The following is an 18,174-nucleotide window of genomic DNA, read 5'->3' as shown; positions in this document are numbered from 1 at the left end:
GTGGTGCGGGAACCGAGCACGCGCCTCCCCTTTCGGAACGTTGGGCGCCAAAGGCGTGAGCCTCCTGGAACGGTGCTCCAGGAGGCTCACTGAGTGGGACGTCTGCCTATGTGGTGCGCGTGCCTATGTGGTGCGCGCGTCCACCGGGCTGTCCTTGGACTCGTTCGACGAGGTCCCGTTCCCGTTCCCGTTCCCGTTCTCCAGGCCCTCCTCGAACGCCGTGACGGCCTGGTCGATCAGCCGTTCCTCCTGCTTCTTCCGCTGGGCGGCCTGATAGGCGTGGTGTTCCCGGCGGAAGGACTTGGCCGTGGCCAGGCACATCCCGATCATCACGAAGGTGAAGGGCAGTGCCGTGATGATCGCCACCGTCTGCAGCGTGGACAGCGACGAGGTTCCCGTACCGCTGGCGATCAGCAGCGCGACGGCCACGGCGCCCTCGGCGGCGCACCAGAACACACGGCTCCAGGTCGGCGGGTCGGGGTGGCCGCCGGAGGCCAGCACGTCGACCACGTAGCTGCCGGAGTCGGAGGAGGTGACGAAGAACAGCACGATCAGCAGGATCGTCATGCCGGCGATGAACGCGCCGCCCGGCAGGCCGTCGAGGAGTTGGAAGAGCGCGCTGTCCGTACCGACCGCGCCGTCCTCGCCCACCAGTCCGCCCTCACCGACCGTCTCGCGGTGGAGCGCCGAGCCGCCGAGGATCGCGAACCAGAGGAAGGTCAGCAGGGTCGGTACCAGCAGCACGCCGGTGACGAACTCACGAACGGTCCGGCCGCGGGAGATACGGGCGATGAAGACGCCGACGAACGGAGCCCAGGAGATCCACCAGCCCCAGTAGAAGACCGTCCAGCCGCTGACCCACGCGGTGCCGTCCGCGCCCTGGGAGGCGCCGGTGTCGAAGCTCAGCGCGAGGAGGTTCTGCAGATACGCGCCGATGTCCTCGACGAAGCCGTTGAGGATGAACAGCGTCGGGCCCGCGACGAGGACGAACACCATCAGCGCGCCGGCCAGGCCCATGTTGATGTTCGACAGCCACTTGATGCCCTTGCCGACGCCCGTGACCACGGAGACGGTGGCGAGCGCGGTGATGATGACGATGAGGACGACCCGAAGTGGCGTGCCGGGCTCGTCCACCCAGCCCTGGAAGCCGAGGCCCGCGGAGATCTGCAGGACGCCGAAGCCGAGCGAGGTGGCCACGCCGAAGACGGTGCCGACGATGGCGATGGTGTCGATGGCGTCGCCCCAGGCACCCTTGATCCTGTCGCCGAAGATCGGCTCCAGAGCCCAGCGGATCGAGATGGGACGGCTCCTGCGGTGCACGGCGTAGGCGACGGCGAGGCCGACCACGACGTAGATGGCCCAGGGGTGGATTCCCCAGTGCAGGAACGTCTGGACCATGGCCATCTCGCTCCGCTCGGCCACGGCGTCACCGACGCCCGGCCTCGGGGAGGTGAAGTGGTTCAGCGGCTCGGCGACACCCCAGAAGACGAGCCCGATACCCATACCCGCGGCGAACAGCATCGCCAGCCAGGAGGCCATGCTGAACTCGGGCCGTTCGTCGTCCTTGCCGAGCTTGATGTCTCCGAAGCGGCCGATTCCGACCCAGAGGGCAAAGATCACAAAGAGTGAGACGAGGGCTGTGTAATACCAACCGACACCGCTGATGATCTCCGTCTGCACCTTGGTGATGACGTCCTGGGCAGACTTCTTGAAGATTGTTGCATAGAGCACGAAGGCGACGATGATGATCGCGGATGGCCAGAAGACTCGCGGTGCGATCGATGCCGAGGGGGAGCGGATCTCCGATTTCTCTTGATCCGTGGTATCGCCTGGTGATTTCGCCGTCTGGGGAGCAGCCATGCTCTTGTTCCTTCTGTCGTCGGGCTTTGGCATGGTCGGTGGGACTGCCGTGTACTGCGGGGACATGGGTGGCAGTCTGTTGCGCAATGAGAAATTGTTCGCTGTTGGCGCAACAGCGAACACGCCTCGTGTCCTGCCGTCAAGCCCCTTCGGCCAGCCGCTGGGCTCTCGACCAGCATCGGAATCGAGCTGTGACCCATGAGGTGCGGCTCCCGCGTCCCTGTCGCGGTAAGAGTCGTCAAATATAGCCGCCCGCGTGCGCCGTCACCTTCGGTGAGGACGCAACCACCGGTGCACCGGCGAATCTCTTGACCGCTGGTCGGCGCTCCAGGATGCTGTGTTGCGGAAGATGAGATGTGTGCCGTAATGAGCAACATCTGATTCAGATTTCGTATCAGCCGAGGAGTGGCCATGACGCACCAGGTCCGTGCCGTCGTCGCGCGGGGCAAGGGCGCCCCCGTCAGCCTGGAGACGATCATCGTGCCCGACCCGGGCCCGGGTGAGGCGCTGGTGAAGATCGAGGCCTGCGGGGTCTGCCACACCGATCTGCACTATCGCGAGGGCGGCATCAACGACGACTTCCCGTTCCTGCTGGGCCATGAGGCCGCGGGCATCGTGGAGTCGGTGGGGGAGGGGGTCACCGACGTCGCGCCCGGCGACTTCGTGATCCTCAACTGGCGCGCGGTGTGCGGCCAGTGCCGCGCCTGTCAGCGCGGAGAGTCCTGGTACTGCTTCAGCACCCACAATGCCAAGCAGAAGATGACCTTGCTGGACGGCACCGAGCTGTCACCGGCCCTGGGCATCGGCGCCTTCGCGGAGAAGACGCTGGTCGCGGCCGGACAGTGCACCAAGGTCGACCCGGCCGCTTCGGCGGCCACCGCCGGTCTGCTGGGGTGCGGTGTGATGGCGGGCATCGGCGCGGCCATCAACACCGGCAACGTCGGACGGGGCGACTCGGTCGCCGTCATCGGCTGCGGCGGGGTCGGGGCCGCGGCGATCGCCGGGGCGAACCTGGCGGGCGCGGCCAAGGTCATCGCCGTCGACATCGACGACCGCAAGCTGGAGACGGCCCAGAAGCTCGGCGCCACCCACACCGTCAACTCCAAGAACGCCGACGCCGTCGAGGCGATCCGCGAGCTGACCGGCGGCTTCGGCGCCGACGTCGTCATCGAGGCGGTCGGCCGCCCGGAGACGTACCGGCAGGCCTTCTACGCCCGCGACCTGGCCGGCACGGTCGTCCTGGTCGGCGTCCCCACCCCGGAGATGAAGCTGGAACTGCCGCTGCTGGACGTCTTCGGCCGGGGTGGCTCCCTGAAGTCCTCCTGGTACGGCGACTGCCTGCCGTCGCGCGACTTCCCGATGCTCATCGACCTCTATCTACAGGGCCGGCTCGACCTGGACGCCTTCGTCACCGAGACCATCGCGCTGGACGACGTCGAGAAGGCCTTCGAGCGGATGCACCACGGCGACGTGCTGCGCTCGGTGGTGGTCCTCTGATGGCCGCCCGCATCGAGCACCTCGTCACCTCGGGCACGTTCTCGCTGGACGGCGGCACCTGGGACGTCGACAACAACGTGTGGATCGTCGGCGACGACTCCGAGGCGATCGTCATCGACGCCGCGCACGACGCCGAGGCGATCGCCCGGGCCGTCGGCGGACGCACCCTCAGGGCCATCGTGTGCACGCACGCGCACAACGACCACATCGACGCCGCGCCGGAACTCGCGGCGCGCACGGGTGCCCCGATCCTCCTCCACCCGGACGACCTGCCGCTGTGGAAGCAGACCCACCCCGACAAGGCGCCGGACGCCGAGCTGACCGACGGGCAGGGCATCACGGTGGCCGGCGTCGAGCTGACGGTGCTGCATACGCCCGGCCACGCCCCTGGCGCGGTCTGCCTCTATGCCCCGGCCCTGACGGCCCTCTTCAGCGGCGACACGCTGTTCGCCGGCGGGCCCGGCGCGACAGGACGCTCGTACAGCCATTTCCCGACCATCGTCGAGTCGATCCGGGACCGGCTGCTGACGCTGCCCGGAGACACCGTCGTGCACACGGGACACGGGGAGACGACCACCGTCGGCGCCGAGGCCCCGCACCTCCAGGAGTGGATCGACCGCGGTTTCTGACGCCCGCAGGCGACCCTCACACGCCCGCCCTCGGCTCGCGGCCACCGCGAGCCGATGTGGCGGGCTGTTGTTGTTCTATATGAACTGTGTTTTGCATGATGCAACCCCAAGGAATGGCTCACAGCACCCTCTGAACGCCTTGACACGGGGTTCGGGACGACCTCAAACTGGCGTTGCGCTAACCGCAATCCGTTTCGTTATACGCACCGAGGTGGTCATGATGATTCCCGCGTGTCCTCTGGCGGATCTGCCGCGAGGAGAGGCCTTCCGGCTCGAGACCGACCCGGCGGTCACGGTGTTCCACACCGAGGACGGCGAGCTCTTCGCCATCGACGACACGTGCACCCACCAGGACGCTTCGCTCGCCGACGGCTGGGTGGAGGACTGCTGGGTGGAATGCCCGCTGCACGCCTCGAAGTTCAACCTCAAGACCGGTGAGGTCGACGCCCCGCCGGCCAAGCTCCCCGTCCGGACCCACGAGGTCGTCGTCGAGGACGGCATGGTCTACGTCAAGCTGTCCACGGCCGCCCCCAACCTGCCGCACTGCGCCGTGCGCAAGCTCGCGGGGATCACCGCGTGAGGACGGTGGCCGTGGTGGGCGCCTCGCTCGCCGGCCTGTCGGCCGCGCGCTCCCTGCGGAAGCAGGGCTACGACGGGCGGCTGGTGGTCATCGGAGACGAGCTCCACCGCCCGTACGACCGGCCCCCGCTGTCCAAGGAGTTCCTGGCCGGCACCGTCGGCGAAGCCGACCTCGCGCTGGAGATGGACGACGAGGACCTGCAGGCGGAGTGGCTGCTCGGCGTCCGCGCCACCGGACTCGACCGCACCGACCGCGCCGTCCGGCTCGACGACGGCCGGGAGGTCCGCGCCGACGGCATCGTCATCGCGACCGGCGCCGCCGCGCGCACCCTGCCCGGCTCCGAGGGCCTGGCCGGAGTGCACGTCGTGCGCACTCTGGACGACGCCCGCACGCTACGGGACGAACTGGCCCGCGGCGGACGGCTGGTGGTGATCGGCGGCGGATTCATCGGAGCCGAGGTCGCCTCCACCGCCTACACCCTCGGGCTCGACGTGACGGTGGTCGAGGCGGCCGCGACGCCGCTCGCCGGACCGCTCGGCGAGACCATGGGCGGCGTGGTCTCCGCCCTCCACGCGGACCACGGTGTACGGCTGCTGTGCGGCGTGGGCGTCAAGGGACTGGGCGGGGAGACCCGAGTGGACGCCGTTCTGCTGGAGGACGGCCGCAGCATCCCCGCCGACATCGTGGTGGTCGGCGTAGGCGCACGCCCCTGCGTCGAGTGGCTGGAGGGATCCGGCGTCGAACTCGACAACGGCGTCAAGTGCGGTGCGGACGGCCGCACCAGCCTGGCCGGCGTGGTCGCGGTCGGAGACTGCGCCAACTGGTACGACCCTCGTGCGGGCGCCCATCGCCGCGTCGAACACTGGACCGGTGCGCGTGAGCGCCCCGACGCCGCGATCGCTACGCTGCTGGCGGGCGGAGCCGTCGAACCGGGTGTGCCCCGGCCGCCGTACTTCTGGTCGGACCAGTACGGCGTGAAGATCCAGTTCGTCGGCCATGCGGCCGGCGCCGACAGTGTGACGATCGAGGAAGGTTCCGCGGACAGCCGCGATGTCCTCGCCGTCTACCGGCGGGCCGGTGAGCCCGTCGCCGCGCTCGGGATGAACCAGCCGCGGCTGTTCACCCGCTGGCGCAAGCAGCTCGCCCGCCCCACATCTTGACACCGCCCTTGACGGACCCCATGCTGCGGTTTCATATGGCGCGCAGCGTTGCTCCATACACAACGCTGTCCGGAGTCGTTCTTCCCGGCGCGTGAATGACCCCACCACGACGTTCTCCGAGGAGTGCAACGTGACCTCGACCAGCCTGCCGGACAGCCTGATCGCCACTCTCCCCGGCTCCTTCTACACCGATCCCGGGATCTTCGCCCAGGAGCAGGAGCACATTTTCGAGTCCATGTGGTTCTGCGTCGCGCGCTCGTCGGACCTGGACAAGCCCGGCGCCTTCCGGACCGTCGATGTCGGCCGCGAGAGCATCCTCGTCACGCGCGCCCGCGACAAATCGATCCGCGCCTACTTCAACATCTGCCGGCACCGCGGCGCCAGGCTCTGCATGGAGGAGACCGGCGAGGTCAAGCGGGGCTTCCAGTGTCCGTACCACGCCTGGACCTACGGCCTGGACGGCAAGCTGGTCGCGGCGCCCAACCTCACCAAGATGCCGGACATCGGCCGCACCGAGTACGGCCTGGTGAGCGTGGCCACCCGCGAATGGCTCGGCTATGTGTGGGTGTGCCTCGCCGAGAACCCCCCTGCCTTCGAGGAGGCCGTCATCGGCGATGTCGTCGCGCGGCTGGGCGACGCCGAGTCGATCGAGCACTACGACATCGAGAACCTCTCGGTCGGCAGGCGGATCGTCTACGACGTGAAGGCGAACTGGAAGCTCATCATCGAGAACTTCATGGAGTGCTACCACTGCGCCACGATCCACCCCGAGCTCACCGAGGTGCTGCCGGAGTTCGCGGACGGCTTCGCCGCCCAGTACTACGTCGGCCACGGTGCCGAGTTCGGCGAGGAGGTGCGGGGCTTCACCGTCGACGGTTCCGAGGGCCTGGACCGCATTCCGGGTGTGGCCGAGGATCAGGACCGCCGTTACTACGCCATCACCGTCCGGCCGCAGGTCTTCATCAACCTCGTGCCCGACCACGTCATCTTCCACCGGATGTTCCCGATGGCCGAGGACCGCACGGTCGTGGAGTGCGACTGGCTGTATCTGCCGCATGTCGTGGAGAGCGGCAAGGACGTCAGCCGGTCCGTCGAGCTCTTCCACCGGGTCAACCAGCAGGACTTCGACGCCTGTGAGCGCACTCAGCCGGCGATGAGCTCCCGGATGTACGCCAAGGGCGGCGTCCTGGTGCCCAGCGAGCACCACATCGGCGCCTTCCACGACTGGGTGCACGAGCGCCTGGGCACCCACCAGCAGTAGGCGAGGGGGGCGGTCAGCCCAGGTAACCCATCCGGTGGCTGATCTCCTCCGCGCCCTTGACCAGCACCGGAGCGAGTTCGTGCAGGCGCTCCTCGGTGAGCCGGTACGAGGGTCCGGAGGCGCTCACCGCCGCGACGATCTCTCCGTCTCGATTGCGGATGGGAGCGGCTATGGCGTGCAGACCGAGCTCCAGTTCCTCCATGGCCCAGGCGTAGCCACGCTCCCGGATCTCGGTGAGATTTCTCTCGAGCTTCGTCTTCGCGGTGATGGTGTGCGAGGTGACCTTCTTCAACCCGGACTGGGTCATCAGCGTGGCACGCTCCTTGGCGGGCCGGTGCGCCAGCAGCACCTTGCCGCTCGAGGTGGCGTGCAGCGGGGTGAGTTGGCCGACCCAGTTCTGGGCGGTGATGGCCCCCGGGCCGCGCACCTGGTAGAGGTTGACCGCGTAGTGCTCCTGCAGTACGGCGATGTTGACGGTCTCGCCGATCTCCTCGGCGAGGTCCTCGCAGACCGGGCGGCCCTGCTGGGTGATGTCGATGCGCGAGGTGACCGCACCGGCCAGGCGCACGATGCCGAAGCCCAGGCGGTACTTGCCGCGCTCACCCGCCTGTTCGACCAGGCCGCGCGCCTCCAGGGCGCCGAGCAGGCGGAAGGCGGTGGACTTGTGAACATCAATCTCGCCCGCCACCTCGCTGACGCCTGCCTCGCCGCGGTGGGCCAGAATCTCCAGGACGCTGATGGCCCGGTCCACGGACTGTACTCCGCCGGTGTGTGAAGTTGAGGTTTCGGTTTCAAGGTTGTAGTTGCTCACAACGCAACTATACCCACAGTAAACAACGCTACTGCAAGTAACGATAACGAAATGAAGTCCTTGAAAGTTGCGCTTTTCGCAACCTGGTGCGTATAGCGCTACGGCGGCTAGCATGCCCGCACATCTACGGCGCGAGTGAGACGAGGCAGCATGGCTCCCCTCCACTACGACTTCGTCATCGTCGGCGGCGGATCGGCCGGCAGCGCACTGGCGAACAGGCTCTCCGCCGACCCGGCCAACCGGGTGCTGGTCCTGGAGGCGGGTCGTTCGGACTACCCGTGGGACGTCTTCATCCACATGCCCGCGGCGCTGACCTACCCGATCGGCAGCCGGTTCTACGACTGGAAGTACGAGTCCGAGCCCGAGCCCCACATGGGCGGACGGCGCGTCTACCACGCGCGCGGCAAGGTGCTGGGGGGCTCCAGCAGCATCAACGGCATGATCTTCCAGCGCGGCAACCCCATGGACTACGAGCGCTGGGCGGCCGACCCCGGCATGGAGACCTGGGACTACGCCCACTGCCTGCCGTACTTCCGGCGCATGGAGAACTGTCTGGCGGCCGACCCGGACGACGAGTTCCGCGGCCACGACGGCCCCCTCGTCCTCGAACGCGGCCCGGCGGACAACCTTCTCTTCGGCGCCTTCCTCAAGGCCACGCAGGAGGCGGGCTACGCGCCCACCGACGACGTCAACGGCTATCGGCAGGAAGGTTTCGCCAAGTTCGACCGGAATGTTCACCGCGGGCGTCGGCTCTCGGCCTCCAAGGCCTACCTCAAGCCCGCGATGAAGCGGCCCAACCTCACCGTCACCACCCGCGCCCTCGTCACCCGCGTCCTCTTCGAGGGCAAGCGCGCCGTCGGAGTCGAGTTCCAGCGCGGCCGGGGCGCGCCGCAGCGGGTCCGCGCCGGGGAGGTCATCCTCTGCGGCGGCGCCATCAACTCACCGCAGCTGCTCCAGCTCTCCGGCGTCGGCAACGCCGAGGAACTGCGCGCCCTCGGCATCGACGTCGTCCACGACCTGCCCGGCGTCGGCGAGAACATGCAGGACCACTTGGAGGTGTACATCCAGTACGCCTGTAAGCAACCCGTCTCCATGCAGCCGTACCTGGCGAAGTGGCGGGCGCCGTTCATCGGCCTTCAGTGGCTGTTCAGGAAGGGCCCTGCCGCGACCAACCATTTCGAGGCCGGTGGCTTCGCCCGCAGCAACGAGGACGTGGACTACCCCAACCTGATGTTCCACTTCCTGCCCATCGCGGTCCGCTACGACGGCTCCGTGCCCGCCGGCGGCCACGGCTACCAGGTGCACGTCGGACCCATGTACTCCGATGCCGTCGGCTCCGTGAAGATCAAGAGCAGGGACCCGCGCGAGCACCCGGCACTGCGCTTCAACTACCTCTCCACCGAGCAGGACCGCCGCGAGTGGGTCGAGGCGATCAGGGTGGCGCGCAAGCTGCTCAACCAGCCCGCGCTCGCCGCCTACAACGGCGGGGAGATCTCGCCCGGACCGTCGGTGGAGACCGACGAGGAGATCCTGGCGTGGGTGGCCAAGGACGGTGAGACCGCCCTGCACCCGTCCTGCACCTGCAAGATGGGCACCGACGAGATGTCCGTCGTCGACCCCACCAGCATGCGGGTGCACGGAGTCGAGGGCCTGCGCGTGGTGGACGCGTCGGTGATGCCGTACGTCACCAACGGCAACATCTACGCCCCGGTGATGATGGTCGCCGAGAAGGCCGCCGACCTGATCCTCGGCAAGGAGCCGCTCGCGCCGTCGAAGGCCGCGTACTACCGCCACCGTGACGTCCAGAAGCAGGCGGAGTAGGAGTTGGGTGCTGCAGGTCTCAGGGCGCTGCTGGACAGCGTCCGCTACGAGGTGCTGCCCGCGAAGGCGACCGAGGACAAGGTCCTCGCCCATGTCCCGCGCGACGTCGTCGTCACCGTGACGGCGTCGCCGGTCAAGGGCCTGGAACCGACCCTCGACCTCACCGACCGGCTCGCCGCGCACGGTTACCGGGTCGTTCCGCATGTGCCGGCGCGGCTGCTGCGGGACGACCTGCACCTGAAGGAGGTCACGGGCCGGCTGACCGAGGCGGGCGTGGACGACGTCTTCGTCCCGGCCGGCGACTCCGACCCGCCCGCCGGGGCCTACGACGGGGCGCTGCCGGTGCTGCGCGCACTGAGCGAGCTGGGCAGCCCCTTCGCCCGCGTCGGCGTCACCGGCTACCCCGAGAGCCATCCCCTCATCCACGACGACGTCACCATCCAGTCGATGTGGGACAAGCGCGAGCACGCCACGTACATCGTGAGCAACCTGTGCTTCGACCCACGGGTGCTGGGGGAGTGGCTCGCTCGTATACGGCGCCGGGACGTCACCCTGCCGGTCCATGTGGGCGTCGCCGGGCCCGTGCAGCGGGCGAAGCTGCTGGCGATGGCCACGAAGATCGGGGTGGGGGAGTCGACGCGCTTCCTGACGAAACACGCCTCGTGGTTCGTGCGTTTCGCGGCCCCGGGCGGGTATGCCCCCGAGCGGCTGCTGACCCGCACCGAGGAGGCCCTCACCGCATCCTCGGCGGGCGTGGCCGGCCTGCACCTGTTCACGTTCAACCAGATCGCCGAGACGGAGCGGTGGCGCCGCGCGCTGCTGGAACGGCTGGGCGCCTGAACCGGGAGAAGGATGGCAACGGACATCGACTGGAAGCTGACCCGAACCTTCAACAGCTCATCGGGTGACGTCCGCTGGGACCAACTGGGGGAGCCCGGCCGGCCACCGGTCGTCCTGCTGCACGGCACCCCCTTCTCGTCGTACGTGTGGCGCGCAGTCGCCCGCTCGCTCACTCGCCACCACCAGGTGTTCGTCTGGGACATGCCCGGCTACGGAACCTCCGAGAAGGCCGCGGGACAGGATGTGTCCCTGGCGGCCCAGGGCCGTGTCTTCACCGAGCTCCTGGACCACTGGGGCCTCGTGGAACCACTCGTGGTCGCCCACGACTTCGGCGGCGCCGTCGCCCTGCGGGCGCACCTGCTGCACGGCGCTCGCTACCGGGCCCTCGCTCTGGTGGATCCGGTCGCGCTGGCACCGTGGGGGTCCCCGTTCTTCCGGCTCGTCGGCGAACACGCCGACGTATTCGAGCGGTTGCCGACCACACTCCACACCGCCCTGGTGCGTGAGTACGTCACCTCCGCCAGCAGCCCCGGTCTGCACCCCGCGGTCCTCGAACGGCTCGTCGAGCCCTGGCTGGACGGCCCCGGCCAAGCTGCCTTCTACCGGCAGATCGCCCAGGCCGACCAGCGCTACACCGATGAGATCCAGGGCCGTTACGGCGAGATCGGCATCCCCGCGCTCGTCTGCTGGGGTGAGGACGACACCTGGATCCCGGTCGCGAAGGGGCGTGAGCTCGCCGCTCTGATCCCCGGTGCGCGCTTCGAACCCATCGCCGGCGCGGGCCATCTCGTCCAGGAGGACGCCCCCGCGGAACTCACGGCCGCGCTCATCGCCTTCCTCCGGCGGCAGTTGTGACCGGGGGACGGCGCGCCCGGGGCCGTATACGACTCAGCGGAAGACCACCGTGCGGTTGCCGTCCACCATCACACGGCTCTCGCTGTGCCACTTGACCGCGTTCGCGAGCACCTGCGCCTCCACGTCCCGCCCGACCGTGACCAGGTCGCGTGGGTCGAGCGAGTGGTCCACCCGGACCACGTCCTGCTCGATGATCTGGCCCTCGTCCAGGTCCGGCGTCACAAAGTGCGCCGTCGCGCCGACGAGCTTGACTCCGCGCTGGTAGGCCTGGTTGTACGGGCGCGCTCCCTTGAAGCTGGGGAGGAAGGAGTGGTGGATGTTGATGGCCTTGCCCTCCAGCCGCTTGCACAGGTCGTCGGAGAGGACCTGCATGTAGCGGGCCAGTACCACCAGGTCGATGTCCAGCTCACGCACCAGCTCCAGCAGCCGCGCCTCCGCCTCGGGCTTGGTCTCCTTGGTCACCGGGATGTGGTGGAAGGGGATCTGGTACGTCTCGGCGAGTGACTCGAAGTCCCGGTGGTTGGAGACGATCGCCGGGATCTCGATGTTGAGGGCGCCGGTGCGCCTGCGGAAGAGCAGGTCGTTCAGGCAGTGGCCGAACTTGGACACCATGATCAGCGTCCGGGTCGGCGTGGCCGCCTCGCTCAGGGTCCAGGACATGTCGTGGGCCTGGGCGACGGGCCCGAACCGGTCACGCAGATGTGCCGGCTCGACGTTCGGATCGGAAACGTCGAAGTGGACCCGCATGAAGAAACGACCTTGAAGTCGATCGTCGAACTGCTGGCTTTCCAGGATGTTTCCGGAGTTCCTGACGAGAAAGCCGCTCACGGCGTGTACCAGTCCCGCGCTGTCGGGACAGGAGAGGGTCAGGACGTACTCACGGCCAGGGCGGGGTCGGGGTGACATGGGCGGCCTCCGTCGGTGCGTATTGCACAACATGGTGAGTGATACGCAACATGGTCGGCTCGACACTTCTTGCGGTCAAGGGTGGGTAGGTAACGGCGCACCGGCGAAAACGTCATCAGTCAACCCCTTGACGCCGGTCTGCCCATTCGACACTGTGTTCCACCACAAGCAATCGGGTGCACGATGCGCAACGAATTTCCATTGAAAGGCTCGTCGCGTGGCAGACCTGTATGTGGATGGCGAATGGCGGGATCCGGTGGCCGGCGGTCACCGGGAGATCCGGTGCCCCGCTGACGGCACGCTCGCGGCAACCGTCTCGGAAGCGACACGCCCCGACACCGAGGCGGCGATCGCGGCGGCCCGCCGCGCCTTCGACACGGGCGACTGGCCGAACACCCCCGAGCGCGAGCGCGGCGCACTGCTGCTGCGCACCGCCGACATCCTCGAGCGCGACGCCAAGGATTTCGCCCGCGCCGAGTCGCTGGACACCGGCAAGCGGCTGGTGGAGAGCGAGTACGACATCGCCGACGTCGTCTCCTGTTTCCGCTACTACGGCGGCCTCGCGGGCACCGACGCCGGACGCGTGATCGACACCGGCCGCGACGACGCCGTGAGCCGGGTCCACTACGAGCCGGTCGGGGTGTGCGGGCTCATCACTCCCTGGAACTACCCGCTGCTGCAGGCCAGTTGGAAGGTCGCTCCGGCGCTCCTGGCCGGCAACACCATCGTCCTCAAGCCCAGCGAGCTCACCCCCTCCACCTCCATCCTGCTGATGAAGGCACTTCAGGAGGCCGGGATCCCGGCCGGCGTCGCGAACCTCGTCCTGGGCACCGGGCCCGAGGTGGGCGCACCGCTGGCCGAGGACCCGGCCGTGGACATGGTCTCCTTCACCGGAGGCCTTCAGACCGGCAAGCGGATCATGGCCACCGCCGCCGCGACCGTGAAGAAGGTCGCGCTGGAGCTCGGCGGCAAGAACCCCAACGTCGTCTTCGCCGACGCCGACTTCGCCACGGCCGTCGACTTCGCCCTCACGGCCGTGTTCCTGCACTCGGGGCAGGTCTGCTCGGCCGGCGCCCGGCTGATCGTCGAGGACCGTCTGCACGACCGCTTCGTGGACGAGGTCGTCCGCCGGGCCCGGCGGATCCGCCTCGGCGGCCCCTTCGACGCCGAGGCCGACACCGGGGCGCTGATCTCCGCACAGCACCTGGCGAAGGTCGAGGCGTACGTCGCGGCCGGCCTCGCCGAAGGCGCCGTACTGCGCTGCGGCGGCGCACGCCCCGACGACCCGGCGCTGGGAGACGGCCACTACTACCCGCCCACCGTGCTCGACGAGTGCCGGCAGGACATGCGCGTGGTGCACGAGGAGTCCTTCGGGCCCGTGCTGACCGTGGAGCGCTTCACCGACGAGGACGACGCCGTACGCATCGCCAACGACACCGAGTACGGGCTCGCCGGAGCCGTGTGGACGCAGGACGCCGGCAAGGCCCAGCGGGTCGCCCGGCGGCTGCGCCACGGCACGGTGTGGATCAACGACTACCACCCCTATGTGCCGCAAGCGGAATGGGGTGGCTTCGGGCATTCGGGCGTGGGCCGGGAGCTGGGACCGACCGGCCTGAACGAGTACCGAGAGCCCAAACACATCTGGCAGAACATCCAACCCCGGCCGCAGCACTGGTTCCGCGGCTGAACGCCGAAAGAAGGTCGAACGTGACCACACAGACCGAGGTGTCGCAGCGGCGCGGCACGCCTCAGGACCCGGGCTCCACCCCGGTCATATCCGTGCGCAGGCTGTGGAAGGTGTTCGGGCCGAAGGCCGACCAGGTGCCGGACTCCGCGGAGTTGTGCGGCCTCAGCCGCCGCGAGCTCATGGACCGCACCGGATGCACCGCGGCCGTACGCGACGTCCACTTCGACGTCTCGCCCGGCGAGGTCTTCGTCGTCATGGGCCTGTCCGGCTCCGGCAAGTCCACGCTGGTGCGCTGTCTGACCCGGCTGATCGAACCCACCGTGGGCGAGATCGTCTTCGAGGGCGAGGACATCCGCCAGGCCGACGACAGACGCCTGCGCGATCTGCGCCGCCGCAAGTTCTCCATGGTCTTCCAGCACTTCGGTCTGCTGCCCCACCGCCGCGTCGTCGACAACGTGGCGTTCGGGCTGGAGATCCGCGGCATGGGCAAGGCCGAGCGCGTCAAGCGGGCCCAGGAGGTCGTCGAGCTGGTCGGCCTCGCGGGCTACGAGAACTCCTACCCCGACCAGTTGTCCGGCGGTATGCAACAGCGCGTGGGCCTCGCCCGTGCGCTGGCCGGCGACCCCGACGTGCTCTTCTTCGACGAGCCGTTCTCCGCGCTCGACCCGCTGATCCGCCGCGACATGCAGAACGAGGTCATCCGCCTGCACCACGAGGTCGGCAAGACGATGGTGTTCATCACCCACGACCTCTCCGAGGCCCTCAAGCTGGGCGATCGCATCCTGATCATGCGCGACGGCAAGATGGTCCAGTGCGGCACCGGCGACGAACTGGTGGGCGCCCCGGCGGACGACTACGTGCGGGAGTTCGTGAAGGACGTACCGCGCGGTGATGTGCTGACCCTGCGGTGGATCATGCGGGCGCCGGAGGACGGCGACGCCCTGGACGGCCCCGAGCTGGGTCCGGACGTCGTGGTGAAGGAGGCCACGCGGGCGGTGCTCGCGGCCGACAAGCCGGTCAAGGTCGTCGAGAACGGCAAGCTGCTCGGCATCGTCGGCGACGAGGAGATCCTCGCGGTGGTCGCCGGGCAGGAAGGCGACCTGCGATGACCGTCGTCGTGGAGAAGCCCGAGAGGCCCGAGAAGCCCGAGGGGCCCGAGAAGACGCAGGCGCCGCAGCCCGCCGCGCCCGTCGTGCCCGTACGCAGGGTCAGCCGGAGCATGGTGGTCGCCGGGATCCTGGTCGTCTGGCTGGTGCTGTTCGCCGTCCTGCGCGGCAAGCACACCCTGGCCCTGGCGGCGGCGGACCTCACCGATCTGCACCGCTGGTTCAACGACGTCAACGACTCGATCGGCGCCAACCGCAACTCCAACCCTCTCTTCCTCTACTTCTTCAACGAGATCCGCCTGGTCATCGACAACCTCGTGACCTTCATCCAGGGGTTGATCTCCCAGCCGCCCGATGGCCGCCCGGTGCCGCAGATCGGCTGGCTGGGCGTCGTCGGCATCGCCGGCTATGTCTCCTGGGCCGTCGGCAACTGGCGGGTCGCGCTGCTGGCCGTGGCGGGCTTCACCTTCCTCGGGCTGCAGGGCCTGTGGCAGCAGAGCATGGACACCCTGGCGCTCACCGTCTCGGCCGTCTTCGTGGCGCTGCTGTTCGCGATCCCGCTGGGTGTGTGGGCGGGGCTGTCCGACCGGTTCAACCGGATCGTGACACCCTTCCTGGACTTCATGCAGACGATGCCGACCTTCGTCTACCTGGCCCCGCTGACCCTGTTCTTCCTCATCGGCCCGGCCTCCGCCACCATCGCCACGCTGATCTACGCGGCGCCGCCCGCGATCCGCATCACCGCGCACGCCATCCGCTCTGTACCGGCCACGACCGTCGAGGCGGCCGACTCGCTGGGCGCGACGCGGCGGCAGGCGCTGCTGAAGGTCCTGTTGCCGATGTCCAAGCGGACCGTGGTGATGGGCGTCAACCAGACCATCATGGCCGCCCTGGCCATGGTGACCATCGCGGCCCTGATCGACGCGCCCGGCCTCGGCAAGACCGTCGTCACGGCGCTGCAGTCGCTCGACGTCGGCACGGCCTTCAACGCGGGCCTCGCCATCGTCGTCATGGCGATCGTCCTCGACCGGGTCACCACCGCGGCGAGCGGACGCGAGGAGGCGGCCCGGCGCTCCGGCAGCCGCTTCCTCACCTGGCGGCGGCCGCTGCTGGGGGCGGGAGCGGCGGTCACGGCCGTCCTGGTCTACCTGTCGCACACCTACATATGGGCGGCGGAGTTCCCCGGCGAGGGCGGCATCGGCCGCTCCGTCGCGCGGGCCGCCGACACCGCGACCACCTGGGCCCAGGACAACCTGTCGGGCCTGACCAACGCCTTCCGCGACGCCATCACCAACGGACTGCTCAACCCCTTCCAGTCACTGCTCACCGACTCCCCGTGGTGGCTGGTCGGCGCGGCGCTGATCGGACTCGGCGTGGTCCTCGGCGGCCCGCGGGCCGGGCTCACCGCGGCCGTCTGCGTGGGCCTGCTGCTGGGCACGGGCGTGTGGTCGGACAGCATGACCACGCTGGCGTCGACCGTCGTCGCCACCGTGCTGGTGATGGTGCTCGGCCTCGGGTTCGGGGTGTGGATGGGCCGCAGCATGCGGGTGGACCGGATCCTGCGGCCCACGCTCGACGCGGCCCAGGTCATGCCGCCGTTCGTCTATCTGGTGCCGTTCCTCGCGCTGTTCGGCGCCACCCGCTTCACCGCGATCGTCGCCGCCCTCGTCTACGCGGCGCCCGTCGCGATCAAGATCATCGCGGACGGGGTGCGGAACGTTCCGCAGACCACCGTGGAGGCGGCCACCTCCGCCGGGTGCAACACCTGGCAGATCATCACCAAGGTTCAACTGCCGATGGCACGCAGTGCCCTGACCCTCGCCACCAACCAGGGTCTGATCTATGTGCTGTCGATGGTTGTTGTGGGCGGCCTGGTAGGCGCGGGCGCCCTCGGCTACGACGTCGTGGCCGGCTTCTCGCAGGGACAGTTGTACGGGAAGGGGCTTGCCGCGGGGCTCGCCATCGTCCTTCTCGGAGTCATGTTCGACCGGATCACTCAGGCAGCGGCGCGGCGTGCCGGCGCGTAAGGAGCAACTGACCATGGCAAGACAAGCAAGACGAGCAAGACGGTGGAGAGTCGGTGCCGCCGGCATGGCGGTCCTCGGCCTCACCCTCACCGCCTGCGGCGGTGCGAAGGTCGGTGACAGCTCCCAGGAGGCCGGGGGCTCGGGCAGCTCCGGCAAGTGCGGCACCCTCAATCTCGCGGTCAACCCGTGGGTGGGTTACGAGGCCAACGCGGCCGTCATCGCCTACGTCGCGGAGAACGAACTCGGCTGCAAGGTGGTCCAGAAGGACCTGAAGGAAGAGATCGCCTGGCAGGGCTTCGGGACGGGCGAGGTCGACGCCATCGTCGAGAACTGGGGCCACGACGACCTGAAGAAGAAGTACATCACCGACCAGAAGACCGCCGTCGAGGCCGGCCCGACCGGCAACGAAGGCCTCATCGGCTGGTACGTGCCGCCGTGGCTGGCCAAGGAGCACCCGGACATCACCGACTGGGAGAACCTCAACAAGTACGCGGGCAAGTTCAAGACCTCCGAGTCGGGCGGCAAGGGCCAGCTCCTCGACGGTGACCCGTCGTTCGTCACCAACGACGAGGCCCTGGTGAAGAATCTGAACCTGGACTTCAAGGTCGTGTACGCGGGCAGTGAGACCGCGCTCATCCAGGCCTTCCGCAAGGCGGAGAAGGACAAGGAATGGATGATCGGCTACTTCTATGAACCGCAGTGGTTCGTCTCCGAGGTGCCGCTCGTCAAGGTCAAGCTGCCCGAGTACAAGGACGGCTGTGACGCCGACGCGGAGAAGGTCGCCTGCGACTACCCCGTCTACCTCCTGGACAAGATCGTCAGCGCCAAGTTCGCCGAGTCGGGCAGTCCGGCCTATGACCTGGTGGCGAACTTCAAGTGGTCGAACGGCGACCAGAACACCGTGGCCAAGTACATCGCGGTGGACAAGATGGCCCCCGAGGCGGCGGCGAAGAAGTGGGTCGAGGCCAATCGCTTGAAGGTGGAATCCTGGCTCAAGTAGGGATGCTTGGCCCCCTGCGAAGTGCCCGGCAGACTGCGCCGACGGTCTGCCGGGCCCTTGTGTGTCGGGCTGGTTTCCGATGTCATGGCCGCGGCCCGGGTGCTACGGATCAGTACTGATCAGTACTTCGATCA

15 protein-coding genes are annotated in these 18,174 nt (G+C 68.5%); 12 read left to right on the top strand and 3 right to left on the bottom strand.

Features of this window, described 5'->3' with window-relative positions; translation table 11 throughout:
• Positions 1–123: 123 nt before the first annotated feature.
• Entirely contained in the window at positions 124–1,860 is a 1,737-nt protein-coding gene (locus ACP4J3_RS43850; protein ID WP_426542637.1) for a BCCT family transporter, read from the bottom strand.
• 411 nt (positions 1,861–2,271) lie between these two features.
• On the opposite strand from ACP4J3_RS43850, the gene ACP4J3_RS43845 reads away from it, so the two are divergent.
• From ACP4J3_RS43845 to ACP4J3_RS43825, 5 genes are all read left to right on the top strand, one after another.
• Positions 2,272–3,357 carry an S-(hydroxymethyl)mycothiol dehydrogenase gene (locus ACP4J3_RS43845; protein ID WP_426542635.1) on the top strand — a complete coding sequence of 362 codons (1,086 nt, stop codon included), beginning with the start codon at positions 2,272–2,274 and terminating at the stop codon, positions 3,355–3,357.
• A complete protein-coding gene (locus ACP4J3_RS43840) occupies positions 3,357–3,986 on the top strand; it encodes an MBL fold metallo-hydrolase (protein WP_426542633.1) in 630 nt (209 codons plus the stop codon). The genes ACP4J3_RS43845 and ACP4J3_RS43840 overlap by 1 nt, the downstream gene beginning before the upstream one ends.
• A gap of 217 nt (positions 3,987–4,203) precedes the next feature.
• Positions 4,204–4,566, top strand: a complete 363-nt coding sequence (locus ACP4J3_RS43835; RefSeq protein ID WP_426542632.1) for a bifunctional 3-phenylpropionate/cinnamic acid dioxygenase ferredoxin subunit — start codon at positions 4,204–4,206, stop codon at positions 4,564–4,566.
• Entirely contained in the window at positions 4,563–5,726 is a 1,164-nt protein-coding gene (locus tag ACP4J3_RS43830) for an NAD(P)/FAD-dependent oxidoreductase (RefSeq protein WP_426542630.1), read from the top strand. The genes ACP4J3_RS43835 and ACP4J3_RS43830 overlap by 4 nt, the downstream gene beginning before the upstream one ends.
• Positions 5,727–5,856: 130 nt before the next feature.
• A complete protein-coding gene (locus tag ACP4J3_RS43825; RefSeq protein WP_426542628.1) occupies positions 5,857–6,987 on the top strand; it encodes an aromatic ring-hydroxylating oxygenase subunit alpha in 1,131 nt (376 codons plus the stop codon).
• A 13-nt stretch (positions 6,988–7,000) separates the two neighbouring features.
• Here ACP4J3_RS43825 and ACP4J3_RS43820 read toward each other — a convergent pair whose 3' ends face one another.
• A complete protein-coding gene (locus ACP4J3_RS43820; protein WP_426542626.1) occupies positions 7,001–7,798 on the bottom strand; it encodes an IclR family transcriptional regulator in 798 nt (265 codons plus the stop codon).
• A gap of 150 nt (positions 7,799–7,948) precedes the next feature.
• Between ACP4J3_RS43820 and betA the strand changes: the two genes are divergently transcribed.
• The 3 genes from betA to ACP4J3_RS43805 are packed head-to-tail and all read left to right on the top strand — an operon-like array spanning position 7,949 to position 11,314.
• Complete coding sequence (betA, locus tag ACP4J3_RS43815) at positions 7,949–9,619, top strand: choline dehydrogenase (RefSeq protein WP_426542624.1); 1,671 nt, start codon at positions 7,949–7,951, stop codon at positions 9,617–9,619.
• A gap of 3 nt (positions 9,620–9,622) precedes the next feature.
• On the top strand, positions 9,623–10,459 hold the full coding sequence (locus ACP4J3_RS43810; RefSeq protein ID WP_426542622.1) for a 5,10-methylenetetrahydrofolate reductase: 837 nt from the start codon (positions 9,623–9,625) through the stop codon (positions 10,457–10,459).
• Between the two features lie 12 nt (positions 10,460–10,471).
• On the top strand, positions 10,472–11,314 hold the full coding sequence (locus tag ACP4J3_RS43805; RefSeq protein ID WP_426542620.1) for an alpha/beta fold hydrolase: 843 nt from the start codon (positions 10,472–10,474) through the stop codon (positions 11,312–11,314).
• Between the two features lie 33 nt (positions 11,315–11,347).
• Here the strand turns inward: ACP4J3_RS43805 and purU are convergent, their stop codons facing one another.
• Positions 11,348–12,220 carry a formyltetrahydrofolate deformylase gene (purU, locus tag ACP4J3_RS43800; RefSeq protein ID WP_426542618.1) on the bottom strand — a complete coding sequence of 291 codons (873 nt, stop codon included), beginning with the start codon at positions 12,218–12,220 and terminating at the stop codon, positions 11,348–11,350.
• Between the two features lie 217 nt (positions 12,221–12,437).
• On the opposite strand from purU, the gene ACP4J3_RS43795 reads away from it, so the two are divergent.
• From ACP4J3_RS43795 to ACP4J3_RS43780, 4 genes are read left to right on the top strand one after another with little or no spacing between them, the layout of a single operon-like run.
• Positions 12,438–13,907, top strand: coding sequence for an aldehyde dehydrogenase family protein (locus tag ACP4J3_RS43795; protein WP_426542616.1), 1,470 nt, complete (start codon positions 12,438–12,440; stop codon positions 13,905–13,907).
• Between the two features lie 20 nt (positions 13,908–13,927).
• Entirely contained in the window at positions 13,928–15,016 is a 1,089-nt protein-coding gene (locus ACP4J3_RS43790; protein WP_426542615.1) for a quaternary amine ABC transporter ATP-binding protein, read from the top strand.
• Positions 15,013–17,040 carry an ABC transporter permease gene (locus tag ACP4J3_RS43785; protein WP_426542614.1) on the top strand — a complete coding sequence of 676 codons (2,028 nt, stop codon included), beginning with the start codon at positions 15,013–15,015 and terminating at the stop codon, positions 17,038–17,040. Before ACP4J3_RS43790 ends, ACP4J3_RS43785 begins: the two co-directional genes overlap by 4 nt.
• 13 nt (positions 17,041–17,053) lie before the next feature.
• Complete coding sequence (locus ACP4J3_RS43780) at positions 17,054–18,040, top strand: ABC transporter substrate-binding protein (RefSeq protein WP_426542612.1); 987 nt, start codon at positions 17,054–17,056, stop codon at positions 18,038–18,040.
• The last annotated feature ends 134 nt before the right edge of the window (positions 18,041–18,174 follow it).

The sequence above is a fragment of the Streptomyces sp. UG1 genome, from assembly GCF_049974585.1.
Taxonomy (GTDB): domain Bacteria; phylum Actinomycetota; class Actinomycetes; order Streptomycetales; family Streptomycetaceae; genus Streptomyces.
The sequence above is the reverse complement of the archived record's forward strand: the minus strand, read 5'-3'. Positions and strand labels throughout refer to the sequence as shown.